General features: G+C 62.0%; 12 protein-coding genes and 1 pseudogene. 12 read left to right on the top strand and 1 reads right to left on the bottom strand.

What is annotated here, in order from left to right; all coding sequences use genetic code 11:
- Nucleotides 1–5 precede the first annotated feature (5 nt).
- The 3 genes from LOY69_RS05025 to LOY69_RS05015 all read left to right on the top strand — a co-directional run bounded on the left by LOY69_RS05025 (nt 6) and on the right by LOY69_RS05015 (nt 3,069).
- A complete protein-coding gene (locus LOY69_RS05025) occupies nt 6–674 on the top strand; it encodes an alginate O-acetyltransferase AlgF (protein WP_253083702.1) in 669 nt (222 codons plus the stop codon).
- A 183-nt stretch (nt 675–857) separates the two neighbouring features.
- Nucleotides 858–2,309 (top strand): mannose-1-phosphate guanylyltransferase/mannose-6-phosphate isomerase, encoded by a 1,452-nt coding sequence (locus tag LOY69_RS05020; protein ID WP_102878447.1) that lies wholly within the window; start codon nt 858–860, stop codon nt 2,307–2,309.
- Between the two features lie 484 nt (nt 2,310–2,793).
- A complete protein-coding gene (locus LOY69_RS05015) occupies nt 2,794–3,069 on the top strand; it encodes a short-chain dehydrogenase (RefSeq protein WP_110596418.1) in 276 nt (91 codons plus the stop codon).
- Nucleotides 3,070–3,501: 432 nt separating this feature from the next.
- On the opposite strand, the pseudogene LOY69_RS05010 reads toward LOY69_RS05015, so the two are convergent.
- Nucleotides 3,502–3,636, bottom strand: a pseudogene (locus tag LOY69_RS05010) (YhfG family protein); the annotation flags it as partial.
- Between the two features lie 471 nt (nt 3,637–4,107).
- On the opposite strand from LOY69_RS05010, the gene LOY69_RS05005 reads away from it, so the two are divergent.
- The 9 genes from LOY69_RS05005 to LOY69_RS04965 all read left to right on the top strand — a co-directional run bounded on the left by LOY69_RS05005 (nt 4,108) and on the right by LOY69_RS04965 (nt 18,686).
- Nucleotides 4,108–4,572, top strand: coding sequence for a multidrug transporter (locus tag LOY69_RS05005; RefSeq protein ID WP_102878445.1), 465 nt, complete (start codon nt 4,108–4,110; stop codon nt 4,570–4,572).
- Nucleotides 4,573–4,607: 35 nt separating this feature from the next.
- Entirely contained in the window at nt 4,608–5,432 is an 825-nt protein-coding gene (locus LOY69_RS05000; protein ID WP_110652295.1) for an SDR family oxidoreductase, read from the top strand.
- A 439-nt stretch (nt 5,433–5,871) separates the two neighbouring features.
- Entirely contained in the window at nt 5,872–12,210 is a 6,339-nt protein-coding gene (locus LOY69_RS04995) for a type I polyketide synthase (protein ID WP_265074203.1), read from the top strand.
- Complete coding sequence (locus LOY69_RS04990) at nt 12,207–13,562, top strand: aminotransferase class I/II-fold pyridoxal phosphate-dependent enzyme (RefSeq protein WP_102878442.1); 1,356 nt, start codon at nt 12,207–12,209, stop codon at nt 13,560–13,562. Before LOY69_RS04995 ends, LOY69_RS04990 begins: the two co-directional genes overlap by 4 nt.
- Nucleotides 13,559–14,584, top strand: coding sequence for a zinc-dependent alcohol dehydrogenase family protein (locus LOY69_RS04985; protein WP_180988366.1), 1,026 nt, complete (start codon nt 13,559–13,561; stop codon nt 14,582–14,584). The genes LOY69_RS04990 and LOY69_RS04985 overlap by 4 nt, the downstream gene beginning before the upstream one ends.
- Entirely contained in the window at nt 14,577–15,314 is a 738-nt protein-coding gene (locus LOY69_RS04980) for an ABC transporter ATP-binding protein (RefSeq protein ID WP_265074202.1), read from the top strand. Before LOY69_RS04985 ends, LOY69_RS04980 begins: the two co-directional genes overlap by 8 nt.
- Nucleotides 15,302–16,528 carry an ABC transporter permease gene (locus LOY69_RS04975; protein ID WP_102878439.1) on the top strand — a complete coding sequence of 409 codons (1,227 nt, stop codon included), beginning with the start codon at nt 15,302–15,304 and terminating at the stop codon, nt 16,526–16,528. Before LOY69_RS04980 ends, LOY69_RS04975 begins: the two co-directional genes overlap by 13 nt.
- Before the next feature lie 46 nt (nt 16,529–16,574).
- Nucleotides 16,575–17,336 (top strand): outer membrane lipoprotein-sorting protein, encoded by a 762-nt coding sequence (locus LOY69_RS04970; RefSeq protein WP_170001122.1) that lies wholly within the window; start codon nt 16,575–16,577, stop codon nt 17,334–17,336.
- A gap of 18 nt (nt 17,337–17,354) precedes the next feature.
- Entirely contained in the window at nt 17,355–18,686 is a 1,332-nt protein-coding gene (locus LOY69_RS04965) for a hypothetical protein (RefSeq protein ID WP_265074201.1), read from the top strand.
- Nucleotides 18,687–18,850: the final 164 nt, after the last annotated feature.

The following is an 18,850-nucleotide window of genomic DNA, read 5'->3' as shown; positions in this document are numbered from 1 at the left end:
CACTCATGACTTTCACTACTACTCCTCGCCGTCTCGCTGCCAAATCCCTGAAAGCTGCCGTATTGGCCGCGAGCCTGGGCCTGCTATCAGCCCCGGTATTCGCCGGTGGCGACGCCGCCCTGTACGGTCCCACCGCGCCCAAGGGCTCGACCTTCGTGCGCCTCTACAACGCCAGCAACAGCGAAGTCAGCGCCACGGTGGGCAGCACCAACGTCAACGACGTCGCGCCCCTGGCCAGCAGCGACTTCAGCTTCATGCCCGGCGGTGACTACACCGCCAAGGTGGGCAGCCAGAGCGTGCCGGTGAAACTGGCCGCCGATCACTATTACACCCTGGTCAACAACGCCAGCGGCCAGCCGCAACTGATCGAAGAACCGCCGTTCAAGAACAAGCAGAAATCCCTGGTGCGAGTGCAGAACCTCAGCGACCAGGCCCTGACCCTGAAGACCGCCGACGGCAAGACCGACGTGGTCAAGGCCGTGGCTGCCAAAGGCCGCGGCGAGCGCGAAATCAACCCGGTGAAGGTCAGCTTCGCCCTGTATGACGGCGATAAAAAAGTCAGCGACCTCAAGCCCGTGGCCCTGGAGCGCGGCGAAGCGGCGGTGCTCTACGTCACCGGCAACGGCAGCAACCTGTCGCCGGTGTGGGTGAAACGCCCCGTCTCCACCCGCTAACCCGAACCTGTAGCCGCTGCCGAGGCCCGAGGCTGCGACGCGGTCCGCAGGACCGCCCTCAGGGGCCGCTTCGCAGCCCATCGCAGCCTCATACCTCGGCAGCGGCTACACCGAGACAAAAACAAGAGTGAAACGACAGAACGCAGTAGCTCTAACCCATACGATGTTTGAAGGAGTAACAACATGATTCCGGTGATCTTGTCAGGTGGTAGCGGCTCACGTCTTTGGCCGCTTTCGCGCAAACAATTCCCCAAGCAGTTCCTCGCCCTGACCGGCGAACACACCCTGTTCCAGCAAACCCTGGAGCGCCTGGTGTTCGAAGGCATGGACACCCCCATCGTGGTCTGCAACAAGGACCACCGCTTCATCGTCAACGAGCAGTTGGCCAACCGTAAGCTCGAATCCCAGCGCATCCTCATGGAACCCTTCGGCCGCAACACCGCCCCCGCCGTGGCCCTGACCGCGATGATGCTGGTCAACGAAGGCCGCGACGAGCTGATGCTGGTGCTGCCCGCCGACCACGTCCTGGACGACCAGAAAGCCCTGCAACGGGCCCTGGCCCTGGCCACCGTGGCCGCCGAGCGTGGCGAAATGGTGCTGTTCGGCGTACCGGCGACCAAACCGGAAACCGGCTACGGCTACATCAAGTCCGCCAACGACGCCCTGCTGCCGGAAGGCATCAGCCGGGTCGCGCAGTTCGTCGAGAAGCCCGACGAAAAACGCGCTAACGAATTCGTCCAGGCCGGCGGCTACTTCTGGAACAGCGGCATGTTCCTGTTCCGTGCCAGCCGCTTCCTCGAAGAGCTGAAGAAACACGACCCGGACATCTACGACACCTGCCTCTTGACCCTGGAACGCAGCCAGCAAGACGCGGACACCGTGACCATCGACGAAGCCACCTTCGCCTGCTGCCCGGACAACTCCATCGACTACGCGGTGATGGAAAAGACCCAGCGCGCCTGCGTGGTGCCCCTGAGCGCCGGTTGGAGCGATGTCGGCTGCTGGTCGTCGCTGTGGGACGTGCATGAAAAAGACGCCAACGGCAACGTCAGCAAGGGCGATGTGGTGATTCAGGACAGCCACAACTGCATGATCCACGGCAACGGCAAACTGGTGTCGGTGATCGGCCTGGACAACATCGTGGTGGTGGAAACCAAGGACGCCATGATGATTGCCCACAAGGACAAGGTCCAAGGGGTGAAACAGATGGTCAACACCCTCAACGAACAGGGCCGCAGCGAAACCCAGAACCACTGCGAGGTCTACCGCCCGTGGGGCTCCTACGACTCGGTGGACATGGGCGGGCGCTTCCAGGTCAAGCACATCTCGGTCAAGCCGGGGGCCTGCCTGTCGCTACAGATGCACCACCACCGCGCCGAGCACTGGATCGTGGTCAGCGGCACCGCCGAAGTCACCTGTGACGAGAACGTGTTCCTGCTCACCGAGAACCAGTCCACCTACATCCCCATCGCCTCGGTGCATCGCCTGCGCAACCCGGGCAAGATCCCGCTGGAGATCATCGAAGTGCAATCGGGCAGTTATTTGGGCGAGGACGATATCGAGCGGTTTGAAGATATCTACGGCCGCTCCACCCCGGTGGAACGTGGCGTCTCGGTGAAGACCATTGCGCAGTAAGCGCAGCGGCGAGTTTCAAGCGGCAAGTAGAAGCAGCCGTAAGCTTCAAGCGGCAAGCTGCAAGTAAAAGCAGGGAGTCGTGCTAGCAAGACCTTTGTGCTCCCCCTTTCCAGGTGCCTGCGTCCCCTATCCGCAGGCACTTGGACAGGGGGATTTTTGTAGCCGCTGCCGCAGGCTGCGAAAAGGGCCGAAGGACCTTCAGCGATCTCAAGCCCCCTGCGCCCGCTGCGCGGTCGTTCGCAGCCTGCGGCAGCGGCTACAAGAAGCAGCGATAAATAGGAGCAACCGTAAGCTTCAAGCGGCAAGTCAGATCAACAGCCAACTGCGGATACACAAGGTCGTTTCAGGCTACACATATCGGGTTGACCGCCCTCTCACTGCTCCCTATCCTCGCGCCTGTCACGACTCATTCGTGATCGAGGTTGACGGCTCGGTTGTTTTCTCAGGAACGCAGTTTTCCAGCACTGTTTTTTTGGAGCACACCATGACCGACCGTATCGCGCTAACCAGCAACGAATCCTCCACGCCCACCCTGTTTATCGACACCCGCGCGCCTTTGGACGAACTGCATGCCAGCGCCGCCTACCGCATCCTCGCGGTGACTCAACTGATGGAAAGCATCGTGCACATGGACAACCGCCACGCCGATGCCACCGATCTGACACAGATCGCCCACGCCAGCGCCATTCTGTTGCGCGATGGTTGTGATCTGCTGGACGTGTTGGGTCGGCGGATTCGTGGCAGTCAGTACCTGAACTAAAACGCCCGGTGATCGTTCCCCTTCAAACGCGGGGGGAACGATCGGCACGCCTGTCCCCTCTCCTTCATCTAGAACCCGCCTCATCGATCACTGCCGTACCCATCTTCGCCAGAAGATGCGCAGCCCTGTTGTGGGTGGCAGCCGTGCACGGATTGGTCGACCGGAGATACAGGAACCCGGCAGGGACGAAGCCCTCCCACGCACAGTTGCCATTGCACAAGTGAAATGCGGCGCTGTTGCGCCTGTATCAGAACGAGTTACCAAGCCCGGTCGCTGAATATGCTGCGACGCTCAAAGACTAGTCCGGGTTCGACACGCAGTAACGACGAAGGCGTCGCCGTTTATGTCCAGGCCAAGGGAGTTTAGGAATGTTCAGGATGGCGGCACGCCGAGGAGGCGGGGTAGCAGTCATGATCATGAGAAGCGTCGTATTTATCCATTCAACGGTCTTCCATGCTTGGCCAGGATTTTTTCCAACGAGGCTTTTTCGTCGAAGATCGGTATATCTATGCCTTCCAGTCTTGAACTGCTGACAAAGTTTTTAAGCTTGTTCTTTTCGAAACGCTCAATCGCTGATCTGTGCAGTTTGCAAAATCTGCTGCAGTGATACGTCCATCATCGCCCCATGATTGATGCCAAAGCCCGGAGATTATACACCTCATAGATCGCCACCACGGGCACGTCTCGTCCTTGGCACCAGCACTCTTCACAGTCGAAAGCGGAGTCCCCCCCTTCAGCTAGCATTCGCCTCGTTCGATGTTTGTAGCCCTGAGAGCCTGAGCATTTTCCAGTCCCGGTAAAGGTGTTCCAGGAATGGATAGATGACCCCGGAGCATGCCAGCCACCTGCTCGGGCGGGCACCAGAGTGGACCACATGATGTCCACTATCGGCATAAATCCGCTTTAACAGACCTTCTGTTGTCCCTAACGCCCCCATCAAAACCTGGCCTGTGGATAACGTCACAACAGCCATCCTCCATCGCCAACCCCACCTACGCTTAGGTAGGATGTCCCCTCCTTTTCCCCGAGGCTCACCTCATGTTCATCGGCGTTCTGCTGGTCATCACCTGGCTGATCCTGCTTCTGCGCTACCCCGCCAAAGCCCTTCCCGTGTCCCTGGCCGCTGCGTTCGGCCTGGCCCTGGTGGCCTGCTGGGTGGTCTGGCTGGACAACCGCGAAGCCCAGCAACTGGCGCGCCTGGATCTGCGCCTGAGCTACGCCCCCGAACACTGCCCTGCCGACCGCCCGCTGCAGGTCAAGCTGAACAACGGTAACAAGGTGCCCCTGATCGAACTGCGCTGGCGGGTCGCCGCCTACGCGCCGGGGGACACGGTCAACCTCGCCGACAACCAGTACAGCGCCCCGCGCTACCGCGGCCCCGGCGAGTTGCAGGCCGGCGCCAGCTGGGAAGACTGCCTGCCGCTGCCACCGCTGCGCTCGGGCTATCGTCCGCAAACCCTGGAGTTTCGTGCCGAGCGTTTGCAAGGTAGCTTCTCCGACTGATTTCCTCTTCCCCCTCACAGCACAAGGACCGCGCCATGCCCGTAGCGTTGATCACCGGTTGTTCCAGCGGCATCGGCCGCGCCCTGGCAGATGCCTTCAAGGGCGCCGGTTTTACCGTGCTCGCCAGCGCCCGCAAGGCCGAGGACGTCACTGCCCTGCAAGCCGCCGGTTTCAAGGCCGTGCAACTGGACGTCAATGACGGCGCTGCCCTGGGCGCCTTGAGCGAGGAGATCAACCAGCAGTACGGCGGCCTCGATGTGCTGATCAACAACGCCGGCTACGGCGCCATGGGCCCGCTACTGGATGGCGGCGTGCAAGCCATGCAGCGCCAGTTCGAAACCAACGTGTTCTCGGTGGTCGGGGTGACCCGGGCGATGTTCCCGGTGCTGCGTCGCAGCCGCGGCCTGGTGGTGAATATCGGCAGTGTCTCCGGGGTGCTGGTGACGCCGTTTGCCGGCGCCTACTGCGCCTCGAAAGCCGCGGTGCATGCCTTGAGCGATGCCCTGCGCATGGAACTCTCGCCATTCGGCATCCGGGTCATGGAAGTGCAGCCCGGGGCCATTGCCTCAAGTTTTGCCAGGAACGCCGGGCATGAAGCCGAACAGTTGCTCAACGAGCAATCGCCCTGGTGGCCACTGCGCGAGGGCATCCGCTCCCGGGCCAAGGCCTCCCAGGACAAGCCGACCCCCGCCAGCGAGTTTGCCGCCGGCTTGCTCAAGGCCGTGCAACAGGACAAACCGCCACGCCTGCTGCGCCTGGGCAATGGCAGCCGCGCCTTGCCGCTGCTGGCCAACCTGCTGCCCAAGGGTTTGCTGGAGAAGGGACTGATGAAGCGGTTTGGCCTGACTCGCAACCTCTAAAAAAAAGTAACCACCACGCTCAGCGAAAGCTGAGCGTGCCCGCCCCCCGCTGTCATACTGATAAATCTGTAGCGCCACACCGTCTGCGCCCGTTCACGGGCAAGAGGGCTGATGGCCCCTCCCCCGTCCTGGCCCCTTCAGCGCCTCCGGCCCCCTGCTCGACCGCAGGCGCGCCAGTGCGCCTGCGCCCCTTAAAAAATCGATACAACTCAATCCTATAGAACACACGACTCTGTTTATTTCTTGCAAGTTCACCATTTCAAAACAGCAAGTACATTTCTTACATATAACTAAGATATTTCTCAAACTATCAATTCAGAAATTACAAAAAAAATCCTGTGCTAGGTTTACGGGCAGGCGAGTTCACCATTACTAAAATCGCAAAAAACCAACCACTTCAATATTGAAATCAAATAAATAGTTAAGGACAACTAGGATCATGAGAAAGATCGCAATCGTAGGGATGTCTTGCAATTTACCTGCAGATATCAATGACTTAAGAAAATTACTAAGCGCACTTAGAGAACGCCGAGTTACCGCCGAAACGGTCCCTAAAGACCGTTGGGACATGGCGCGCTATTACTCTATCGATGAGACTTCAAAGGGTAAGGCCTACGTAGAAAAAGGAAACTTCCTAAAACACGATATTCGTTCAATGGATGCCGAGTTCTTTGACTTACCAGCAAGTGTCGCGGAGAACATTGATCCACAGCAACGTTTATTGCTTGAACTAACCTGGGAAGCTTTCGAGAATGCCGGCCTGAACTTGCCGGCACATTCAGGTCGTAAAGTCGGGGTCTATGTCGGCGGTTTCATGCTGGACCAAATGGTCACCATGACCCACTTCGCCAACCGCACCCGACAGAACGCCAATACCCCCAGCGGGATGATGATGACGATGTTGGCCAACCGGCTGTCCCACGCATTCAACCTGCGTGGCCCTAGCCTGTCGATCGACACCGCCTGCTCCTCGTCGCTCGTCGCCTTCAGCTACGCCTGCAACGATATCTGGTCCGGCGAGTGCGACATGGCGGTGGTAGGCGGTGCCAACATCATGACCCGTCCCGAGTACCCCATCGGCATGTGCAAGGGGCACTTCCTCTCTCGCGATGGACAATGCAAGTCGTTCGATGCCCGTGGCGACGGTTACGGCCGCGGCGAAGGCGGTGGCGTGGTGATCATCAAGGCCCTGGAGCAAGCGTTGCTCGATGGCGACACGATCCTGGCCACGGTGGAGGGCGCCGGCGTCAACTCCGACGGGCGTACCCCGGGCATCTCGCTGCCCAGCGCTGAAGCCCAGGGCGCGTTGATCCAGGACGTTTGCACGCGTTTCGACATTGATCCAGCTCAGGTGCGTTACGTCGAATGCCATGGGACGGGAACCGCGGCAGGCGACCCGATCGAGGCACGCTCCATCGGGTCGGTCTATGGCAAGGGCCGCAGCGGCGACGACCGCGTGGTCCTGGGTTCGATCAAAAGCAACATCGGCCACCTTGAGGCCGGTGCCGGTATCGCCAGTCTGATCAAGGCAGTACTGACCCTGCAACATCGCGAAGCCTTCGAACTGGGCAACCTGGAAACGCCCAACCCCGACATTCCCTTCGAAGAATGGGGAATCCGACTGGCCGCCGGGCCCATTCAACTGGCCAAACCCGGCGAAGCCTTTCTGGTAGGCATCAACTCGTTCGGTTTCGGCGGCACCAATGCCCACGTGGTGCTGCGTTCCGCGCCGGACCCTGAGCCTGCCGCCCTGACCGCCGCGGCCCGCAGCCAAGACGCGCCGCTGTACCTGCCCTTCTCCGCACGCAGCCCCGGTGCGCTCAAGGAGCTGTCCCACCGCTACAGCGAGCGTCTGCAGGCGAGCAACGTCGAGCTGGACGACATCCTGCACTCCGCCGCATTCCACCGTGCGCCCCTCAATCATCGGGCCGTGGCCATCGGCCGGGATCGGCAGCAGTTGCATCAAGCGCTCAGCGAGTATTGGCAGCACGGGCATTGCGATCAGGTCATCACCAGTCGCCGTACGGCCCAGGGCCAGCCCCTACCGGTCTGGGTCTTCACCGGGATGGGGCCACAGTGGTGGGGAATGGGCCAGGAGCTGTATCGCAGCGAGCCGGTCTATCGCGACGCGGTGGATACCGCCGACCGACTGTTCCAGAACGTCTCCGGGTTCTCGATCGTTGCCCAAATGCTCAAGAGCAAGGGCGAGTCACGCATTACACAGACGGCCTTCGCGCAACCGGCGAACTTCATGCTTCAGTGGGGGCTGGCGGCGATGCTGTCTGCCGCCGGGGTCAAGCCCGGGGCCATCGTCGGCCACAGCGTTGGCGAGGTCACCGCAGCCTGCGTGAGTGGCGTGTTATCCCTGGACGATGCGGTGCGCGTCATCCATGAGCGCAGCCGGTTGCAAGCGACCACCGCAGGCACCGGCAGCATGCTGGCGGTAGGCATCGGCCAGAAAGAGGCGCAGGCATTGCTGGCTGATTACGAGGGGCGCATCGAAGTCGCGGCGGTCAACGGGCCAAACATGCTGACCCTGTCGGGGGAAACCGCGGCCATTGAAGCCCTGGCCCAGACACTGGAAACCCAGGAGATCTTCAACCGCCTGCTGACAGTCGAAGTGCCTTATCACAGCTACCTGATGGCGCCGATCCTGAATGAGCTGACCGCCGCCCTGAGCACCATCAGTGCCTGCAAACCCTCCATCCCGCTGGTCTCGACCGTGACCGGGCGCTATGCCAGCCAGGGCCAGTACGGCACCGACTACTGGCAGCACAACGTCCGGCAACCGGTGCATTTCTACCCAGCGATCCAGACCTTGCTCGACGATGACTACGTCACCTTCGTCGAGATCGGCCCGCACCCGGTCCTGGCAGGCGCCTTGCGCGATTGCGCCAAGGTCCAGGCCAAGGAGATCCGCCTGGTCGAAACCCTGCGTCGCGAAGAACCGGAACAACAGCGCATGCAGCGTGTGGTCGCCCAGGTGTTCGCCAGTGGCTGCGACATCGACTGGCAACCACTGAACGGCCGCGGCCGCTTCACCGACCTGCCTAACTACCCATGGCAACGCGAACACCTTTGGCTTGAGAGTGAGCGCTCCAATTACCTGCGCATCGCCTCGACCCAAGTGCCCATGCTCGGCTACCGGCACTATCCGGCCAACGACACCTGGCTCAACGACCTGGATCATCAGGCCCTGGCCTACCTGAAGGAGCACGTGGTCTCGGGCGTCTCGATCATGCCGGCGGCAGGCTATGTCGAAACCCTGTTGGAGGCCGCGGCCGCGCTGTACCCGGACAGCCCGGGGCTGCGCCTCTCAGACCTGGAGATCCGCGCGCCGCTGGTGATTGCCAACAACAATCCTCTGGACTACGTGTCCACCTACTCCCGCGACAGCGGTCGGGTAACCCTCCACAGTATCGAGAGCGGCAGCATTGGCGCCGGTCAGGTCCACGCCGTCGGGCGGGTCGACGCACTGGCCACAAGCGAGCCTCAATCGCTTGACATTGCCGGGCTCCAAGCCTCGTTCGGCGGCGAATGGGAGCCCAAGGTGTTCTATCGCGAGCTGTCGCGCATCGGCCTCCAGTACGGACCGATGTTCCAGACCATCCGCTCGATCCGCGCCGACGCCAAGACCGGCCGGGCCCTGACCTTCATCGAGTGTTCAAGCGAACTCTCGAACCAGGGCTACCATGCTCATCCAACCGTTCTGGATGCCTGTTTCCAGTCATTGGTCGGCCTGCTGGAAGACAGCGACACCACCTATCTACCCACCGGTTTTCGCGAGCTGCGCCTGCTCGCCCCCGCGTTGCCCACACGTTGCTGGTGCCAGGCGCTAAGGACAAGTGCGACGGCTGCCTACGTTGAGTCCGACCTGACCATCACCGATGAACATGGCGTGGTCGTTGCCCAGATCAGGGGGATGCGCGTCACAGCTGTGCCCAACGCGCCCGGGCGCACCGACAAGTTCGGTGACCCGGTCAAACTGCAAATGGCCCGCTATGAATGGGCGGATGCCGGGACCCCACCCGAACCCAAGCGACTGGGTAACTGGCTGGTCGTCGAGGACGGTGCTTCCCGCGATCTGGCCGACCGTATCGTCGAGGACTTCCACAACGCCAGTGTCTCGGTCAGCGCCCGACTGCGTACCGGCCCCCAGGAACGGGCCGATGGTCTGGAGATCAGCGTGCCCCTCGAATCGGCCGCCATCGAGCGAGCGCTGGGGCGCATGGGCCCATTGGCCGGCGTGGTCTTCGTCCACGGCGCCCAGGCCCGCCTGGACAGCCAGGACCCAACCGGCGCCCAGGCACTGCTGTTGATGATCGAGGTCAGCCGCTGCCTGGCCAGGCTTGAGCTAGAACAGCGGCCCAGGGCCTATGTGATCACCCACAACGCCTTCAAGATCATGGACAACGACGCACCGGTGCAACCGGCGCAAACCGCGTTGGCCGGATTTGCCCGGGTCGCCTTCAACGAAATCGAAGGCGTGCGCTTCAGCAGCGTCGACCTGCCGGCTACGCCGTCCGCCGTGGACATCAACGCCTGCCTTCGTGAGTTGATGTGCGACGCGCCACAGGATGAAGTCGCCATTCGCCAGGGTCGTCGCTTCAGCAGCCGGCTTGAAGTCCAGCCGTGGTTGGCCGACGCCCTGGTGGAGGAAGTTGCTCTGGCGGGCACGGATAGGGCGATCCTGGTCCGTCCCGATGAAGACGACACTAGCCTTGGCAGCGTGAAGCTCATCGAAACCCCGCGCGAGCCCCTGGGCGCAGATGACATCGAGCTCAAGGTCCAACGCGTGGTGGTATCCAAACACGACCTGCAGGCAGCAGGCCATCCACCCTCCGGCCAGCACTATATCGAGCTGCTCGCCACCGTTACCCGCACCGGAGCCGAGGTTACCGACCTGCATCCTGGCCAACGGGTCTGCGGTCTTGCCCCCTTCACGTTCAGCAGCCACCTGCGCGGTCCGCGATCAGCCTTCCACCTGACCTCGCTGAGCGACGAGCAATGCAGCGACCGATTGCTGCTGGTAGCCGTGCGTGATGCCATCGCCCAGCACCTCATTGACCAGGCCGGTCTTGAGGCCGGCCTGTGTGCGCTGATCGAGGCAGATCCACTGGGCCTGGCCATCGATGCCGAACTCCAGCGCCGCGGCGTGCGTACCGTGCTGATCAACGTGCCCGACAGCAATGCCGCAGTCGCCAGCACGGTCATCACCGCCACTGGCAGTGCGCTGGACGCCGCCGTATGCGAACACACGGCCGGCCAGGGTTTTGACGCCATCATCGGTTCGATGCCACGTTGGGATCGGCTGTACGGCTGGGAAGCGCTGGCCCGGGGCGGTGTGCTGATTGACACCGAAAAAACTGCACGCGCCTTCGCCCTGCCCGGCAATGCAGCCTCCCTGGTGCGCGCCGACCTGACATTGATCAGCCAACGGGCGCAGCTGTTCGCAACCTCCCTGCGCACGGCCGTGGAGCGCACCCGCCATGCTCAGGTCCCGGTCATCCCCAGCCTGACGATTTCCCTGGCCGACCTGGCCACGAGAAAGCTGTCAATGCTCGACAACGTGGATGTTCCGATCCTCATCGATTTTGATGAAGTGGAGAGTCCCCTCAAGGTCCAAGTCATGGAGACGGTGTCCTTCAGGCCGGATGCCTCCTACCTGGTCACGGGCGGTTTCGGTGGCTTTGGTCAGAAAACCAGCCGCTGGCTGGTGGATCACGGCGCGCGACATATCGTGCTCGCCGGGCGCAGCGGCGCCGATACTCCCGAGCGCCAGGCCTTTGTCGAAGAGCTGCGCCAGCAAGGCGCGAACGTGCTGGCCCTGGCCTGCGATCTGGCCGATGCCAGTGCCGTGCGCGACCTGATGGGCACCATCGCCGACAGCGCTGCGCCCCTGCGAGGTGTGTTCCACCTGGCCACGGTGATCATCGATGAGGCGATCCTCGAACTCGATCCTGCGCATTTCCTCCAGGTCATGCAGAGCAAGGCGCAGAGCGCGCTATGGCTGCACCAGGCGACGCAGGAAATCGAGCTCGACCATTTCGTGCTGTTCTCGTCCTTCGCCGGGTTGATCGGCAACAGCAAGCAAGCCGCCTATGTCAGCGCCAACAGCTTCCTTGACGGCCTGACCTGGCATCGCCGGGCGCTGGGTTTGCCGGCACTGAGCATCAACTGGGGCGCGATTTCCGATACCGGCATCATTGCCCGCGATGAAAAGCTCGAACAGTTCATGCGCTACATGGGACTGCGCGGCATGGAGACTCGCGAAGCACTGCAGTGGCTGGAACGCGCAATGCGGCGGGATATCACCCAACTGGGCATTTCCCTGGTCAGCAGTTGGGCTGATTGGGCGCGGTACGAAACCCTCAGCCAGCAATCGCCACGTTTCATCGAGCTGATCGCCTCCGATGCCGAGGCCAGCAACGACGCCAGTGAACGCCTGCGGGAGGAAATCGTCGCGCTGCCGGAGACGGAACGCTTCGCGGTGCTGTCAGGCCTGATCGTGTCGTTGATCGCCGATGAACTGGAAACCAGTGCCGACACGGTTTCGATCGACAGACCGATTCTCGAGTTTGGTATCGACTCACTGATGGCGGCGGAGATTCAGGTGGTGCTGAAAAACAACCTGGGGATCAGCGTCTCGGTGATCGAGATCCTCAACAACCTGACGATTCGCGGCATGGCCAACGATGCCCTGGCCAACATGGGACTGAGCGACGATCTCGATGCTCAGCCCTCGACAACGGTTCAGGCACAGGAGCGACAAGCATGACTACTCACCTGCATATCGAGCGGCTGCGTGCCCAGTTGTTGGGTAAACAGGGAACCGCCAGCGTCGGTGCCGCGACCGGCCCGGAGCAGGGCCCACGAGCGACCCCGGCCAAGGTCAAAGTCGGCCCCGAACACTACGACTTTGCCTACTTCCCGGAGCTGCGCGAGTTCAGCAACACCCAGTGGTACTACAACACCCAGGGCTATGAATGGAACATGTTCCGCCAGCACCTGGGGGCATCCAGCGCCGTGGTGGAGATGGATGGGCGGCAACTGATCAACTACGCCTCCTACAACTACCTGGACTTGCTGGGCGATCCGCGGATGCAAGACGCCGCCAAACAGGCCGTGGACGCGTTCGGCACTTCGGCGGGCTCGGGAAGGATCAACATGGGCGAGATCCCGATCTTCACCGAGTTCGAGCAACTGATCAGCCAGACACTGGGGGTCGAGGATGCGGTAATGGCGGTCAATGGCTATGGCGCCAACGTCGCGACCCTGGGTTATCTGGCCCGCCGCCAGGATCTGGTGATCTATGACGAGCTGATCCACAACAGCATGCTCATGGGGGCCAAGCTCAGCGGAGCCCGGCGCCTGACCTTTCCCCACAACGACTATGACGCCCTGGAGCAACTGCTGGTGGAGCACCGCCAGCACTACGAACGGGTGCTGATCCTGACCGAGGGCGTCTACAGCATGGACGGGGATATTCCGGATATCCCGCGCATGATCGACATCAAGCGCCGCCATCACGCCCTGCTGATGGTGGATGAAGCCCACTCGATGGGAGTGATCGGCCCCCGCGGGCTCGGCGTGGTCGACTACTTCGGCCTCGACGGTGCGGACATCGACATCCACTTCTCGTCCATGAGCAAGGCATTCGCCACGGTGGGAGGCTACATCGCCGGGCGCAAGGAGCTGATCGCGATCCTCAAGCACTACGCGCCGGGCCTGTTGCTATACACCGCCGCGCCCACGCCGGCCAGTGCCGCCGCCGGCCTGCAAGCGTTGCGCATCATGCACGCCGAGCCGGAACGAGCACGGCGGGCGGTCAGCAATGCCGGCTACTTCCGGACCCAGGCCCGGGCAGCCGGTTTGGATACGGGCTTGAGCCATGATTCGGCGATCGTGCCGATCATGATGCCCGACGGCGAGACAGCGGTATGGACCACGGCCCAGCTGTTCGAACAGAACATCTGCACCTTCCCGATGATCTTTCCGGTGGTCCCGCGCAACACCGAACGCCTGCGTTTCTTTATCAGCGCCGCCCATACCCGGGAGCACATCGACCGTACCGTCGAGCTGCTGGTCGATCTGCGCAAGAACGCTCCCGCGAGCAAGGGGTTATTTTGAAACAGATACGTTTTGATCGATTCGGTCTGCCTTCCCGCGTGGCCTATTGCGTCGAGGTTGAGGACCCGGGGCCACCTTCGCCCTGGGAGGTGCTGGTCGAGGTGGAAGTCTGCGCGCTCAACCCTGCCGATCTCGCACGCCTGTCCGGCCGCTACGGTGAATTGCCCCAGTTGCCCGCGACCCTTGGTCTTGAGGCGATTGGCCGGGTGATGGCCTGTGGCGCCTCGGTCGACCAGCTGTGCGAGGGGGACCGGGTGATTCTGCTCGGCAACGAAAACTGGTGCCAGCAGCGCCGCATTGCCGCCTCGCTGGTGCACAAGTTACCCCCGGAACTGGACCCGCTGCAGGCCGCCTCGCTCAAGGTCAGCGCCTGCACCGCCATCGAACTGCTACGCCGGCAGAGCCAACTGGGGCCGGGGGCCTGGGTCATCCAGAACGCGCCCCTGTCGAGCGTCGGGCGGGCGGTGATGCAAGTCGCCCGGCATGACGGTTTGCGCACGCTGAATGTCGTCCGTCGCCCCGAAGCGGTGAGCGAAGTGCTCGCGGCCGGCGGCGATGCCGCAATCCTGGCCGGTGACCGATTGGTGCAAGAAGCCAAGGCCACCATGGGCTATGCCCTGGGGGGGCTGGTGCTGGATGCCGTGGGTGGTGAAGGCGTTGCGCCCCTGGGAGAACTGCTGGAGCCGGGGGGCACCATCATCCAGTACGGCATGCTTTCAGGACAACCGGCCCAACTGGCCTGCGAGGATGTGATTTTCCGCGACATCAACCTCAAGGGCTTCTGGCTGGCCCGCCATCTGGCCCAGGTGTCCCATCAACATCGGGATGGACTGATGAGCGAAGCCACCGATTTGCTGGCCAAGAAGGTCCTGCAAGCGCAGGTGGCAGCGACCTACACGCTGGACGAAATCACCGCGGCACTGCGGCACTTCGAAACCCCGGGACGCAGGGGGCGCGTCTACCTGCTGCCCAACGGGCCGGTTCAGCACCTTTGCAGTGGAGGTCACCAGGATCATGGATGAAGTCAGCCAACGGCATGCTCCGCACGCCAATCCGCCCCCCGTGGATCAGGTGCCGCTCGTGCAACTGCGCAACCTGGGCAAGCGCTATGGCGACGTCATTGCGTTGCATGACATCAACCTGGACATCCCCAGCGGAGAAATGCTCGCCATCGTCGGGCCCTCGGGCAGCGGCAAAACCACGCTGCTGAACCTGATCGGGCTTCTGGACAAACCCTCATCCGGGCAGATCGAGCTGCAGGGCCACAGCGTGACCCAAAGCAACTCGGTGCACTATGCACAGCAACGCCTGCGCACCATCGGTTTCGTTTTCCAGAGCTTCAACCTGATCCCGGTGCTCGACGCCCTGGACAATGTGCTGCTGCCCTTGCGAATCGCCGGCCGTATCAGCGCGCAGCAGCGCCAGCGCGCCTGCCACTTGCTGCAAGAGGTCGGCCTGGCCGGGCATCTGCACCAGCGCCCGGACAAAATGAGCGGCGGCCAGCGGCAACGGGTCGCCATTGCCCGAGCCTTGATCGCCCAACCACGCCTGGTGATCGCCGATGAACCGACGGCCAGCCTGGACAGTGAAAACGCCCATGCCGCGATGCAGTTGTTCCAACGGCTCAATCGCGGTTATGGCGTGACCTTCGTTTTCTCGACCCACGATGAGCGGGCATTGGGCTACATGGACCGATGCCTGAGCTTGTGCGACGGGCGAATCATCAAGCAGGTTCAGTCATGCACTCATTGATACTCGCGCTGAAAAACGCCTTCCGCAACGGACGACGAACCCTGGTCACGCTGCTGGCCATCGCCTTTGGCCTGGCGGCAATCAACCTGTTCAGCGGCTATGTCGCCAATGTCTACAAAGGGCTGGAGGATCTGGCGGTGATGGGCGAGCGCCTTGGCCACCTGACCCTGACCAAACGTGGCTTCTGGCTCGAAGGCAAACTCGATCCGACGCCATACCTGATCGCTCCTGAAGAGGCGCAGCGCATTGAGAACGTGCTGCGCGCTGCGCCGCACATCAAACATGTCTCGCCCAGGCTGAGCCTGAACGGACTGGCCTCCAATGGCCGCGCATCGACCATCTTCATCAGCGAAAGTATCGCGCCAGAGGACGACCAGGCCCTGGGCGGCTCGGCTCTGGGCTACTCCAACGGTCAACTCGATGCCCGAAATGAAATGGGGGTCGCGGTGTCCTCGGACCTCGCCAAGTTGTTGAACCTGCAACAGGACACGGTGTTCAGCCTGCTGTCGAGCACCTTCGACGGACAGGCCAATGCCGTGGACGCCATGGTCACCGACGTGTTCAACACCGGCACCGCCAGTACCAACGACAAGTTCATCCTGTTGCCCCTCAAGCTGGCCCAGGCGCTGCTCAACACCGACGCCATCGAACGCTTTGTCGTGGTACTCGATGATGCCGGGATGACCGAGACCATGGGCGAGCAATTGCAGGACAAGCTGCGGGCCGCAGGCATCGACGTCGAGTTCAGAACCTGGAAGCAACTGTCGAACTTCTATACCCAGGTCAAAAGCCTGTTCGACGTGATCTTCTCCTTTATCGCCTCGATCGTTCTGGTGATCTCGGCCATGAGCGTCGCCAACACCATGTCGATGGCGGTGGTGGAGCGCACCCGCGAAATCGGCACGCTGCGGGCCCTCGGGCTTTCGCAGAATGGGGTGATCCGGCTGTTTGCCCTGGAAGGTTTCTGGATCGCTGCCTTCGGTTGCCTGCTGGGACTGGTCCTGACCCTGGTGGTGGCCCTGGGGATCAATCTCGCCCAGATCGGCTACATCCCCCCGAACCTGTCCACAGAAGTACCGCTGCAGGTCGATCTGGACTGGCTGCGCATCGTCTCGACCGCGCTGGTGGTCACTGTGTTCGCCGTACTGTGCGCCGCCTATCCGGCGTACAAGGCCACGCGCCATGAAATTGTCGACGCACTCACGTTCGTTTAGTCGGCCACCAGGCCACAGGTCAATCACTCAAGAAAAAGGCTTCGTCATGCTCAAATACATCCTGGCCCTGCTCATGGGCTTGAGCGGCGCTCAGAGTTCGATGTCTTACGCAGACTCATCTCCTCTTACCCCACAGCAGATCGTCGCTGCCAGCGACCGTGCCCGAGGGGGCGGCCTGAGCGGTATCGAATGGAAAATCGACATCACCGGTGAGGACAGCAAGGGCCCCCTGGGCAAGCACAGCTACCTGGTCAAGGCCAGCGGCAACAACAGCCTGGCGCAAACCATCTATCCGCCCCGTAACCGAGGGGCTCGGCTGCTGCAGCTGGAACGCAACATGTGGTTTGGCAAGCCCAGCCTGAGCAAGCCGGTGTCGATTTCGGCACGCCAGAAGATGATCGGCATGGCCTCCAATGGCGATATTGCCTCGACCAATTACGCCAATGACTACAACGCCTCAGTGCTGCGCAGCGAACCGGTCAACGGCGAAGACAGCCATGTACTGGAGCTGCTGGCCAAGAATCGCTTCGTCACCTACGACCGCATCATCTATTACGTCTCAAGCACCCGCCTGGTACCGCTGAAGGCCGAGTTCTACACGGTCTCGGGCAAGTTGTTCAAAACCGCCAGCTTCGACGCCTACAGCAACCTGGAACTGGACAATGGCCAGCACCAGCTGTTCATCAAGCACATGACCATCCGGGATGCCATCGAGCCGTCCAACTACTCGGTCCTCGACTATCAGGATGTGAAGTTGCAAACCTTCGCCGCCGACACCTTCAGCATCGACTCGCTCAATCGCCCCTGAATCAGGATGAAACAACGCATGCAACGCCCAAGGATGGGGTACCCGCAGGCGGCTCGATGGCGAGCCGGCCCGCTACAACCGCGGCTCTGGCTGCTGGTGCTCTGCTGCAGTGCCGCGCCGTCCGCCAGCGCCCAGGACAGCCTGACACTGCACAGCGACCTGACCGTCCTCAGCTATGCCACCTGGAACCGGCTGAACCAGGACGCGTTGGCCAACCCGGACAATCTGATCGCTCAACTGCCACGACGCCAAATGGAGCTGGCACCACGCCCGGATTTCAGCCTCACGACCTCGTCATGTTTTTTCCAGTTCAAGCCACGGGCGTTCCTCAGTGCCCGGGGAGAGAGTTTTGCTACGGGCGACCAACACACCTCCGGTGATGCCTATGTGAACGAAGCACGCCTGTCCTGCTCGCTGCCCAATGCGCTCAACCTGGAGTTGGGACGCGGCACTTTGCTGTGGGGCAACGCGGTCCTGCTCTCGCCCAGCAATCCCTTTTTCCCCGAGACCGGCAAGACTGATCCGGTCAACGAGGTCTTCGGCAAAGACTTCGCACGAGCCACTCTGGCGCTTGCCGAGCACTGGCAAATCGAGGGCATGCGCAGCGTCAGTAGCAACTCGCGAGACATGAGCGCGCAGCACTTTTCCCCCATCAGCGCGGTGAAACTTAACTGGACCGCAGAGGCCGCGACGGCCAGCCTGCTGGCCTCCAAACGCGACAACGGCGTCAGGCGACTGGGGGCTTATGGCACCCTCACCGTCTCCGATGCGTGGCTGCTCTACCTGGATGGTTCGCTGGGGCAAGGCCGCGACATTCCCTTGCCTGTGGCTCCCACGGCGCAAACCAGGGCCTGGCACTTCGAACACCAGCCGATGGCCGACCGCAGGTTGCGCAAAAGCCTGCTGCTGGGCAGCGGTTACACCTTGGAGTCCGGCTGGACCCACACCCTGGAAGCGCTCTACAACGGTGACGGCTATAGCCCGTCCGAGCGCGAGGACTATCAGCGGGCGATTGGCCAGAGCAACGCCGCGCTGATGCTGGGTGATGACAATGCGGCCCAAGTGCTGGGGCAAGCCCTGCTCACTGCCCGGCAAGGCCTGCTGGGGCAGCGCTACGCCATGTACCAGATCGACCGCAACGACTGGTTCAACACCTGGGACCTGGCACTGCGCTACACCCAGGCCTTCGACTCGCCACGGGGCGGTAATCTGGCGCTGTCGCTGAACTACAAAATGAACGATCACAGCGAACTGTTCACCTTCGCCCAGTGGAACACCGGCAATGGGCAGTCCGAGTTTGCACAACTGTCTCGCTCTTCAGTCATCAGTGGCATCCGCTACTACTTTTGAAACCCGTATCCGCAGACCTGTCAGGGCCCCCGTCATTGGCCAGGACACTCGCTGATCGAGGAGAAAAGGCTGATGAAGCAGTGCCGATTGAGCGCCAAGCGCTGAGCATTCAACGTCGCCGATCACCTGCATGACACCGTTGTATGCCGCGCCGATGCCCGTAG

The sequence above is a fragment of the Pseudomonas sp. B21-059 genome, from assembly GCF_026016285.1.
GTDB lineage: Bacteria > Pseudomonadota > Gammaproteobacteria > Pseudomonadales > Pseudomonadaceae > Aquipseudomonas > Aquipseudomonas danubii.
The sequence above is the reverse complement of the archived record's forward strand: the minus strand, read 5'-3'. Positions and strand labels throughout refer to the sequence as shown.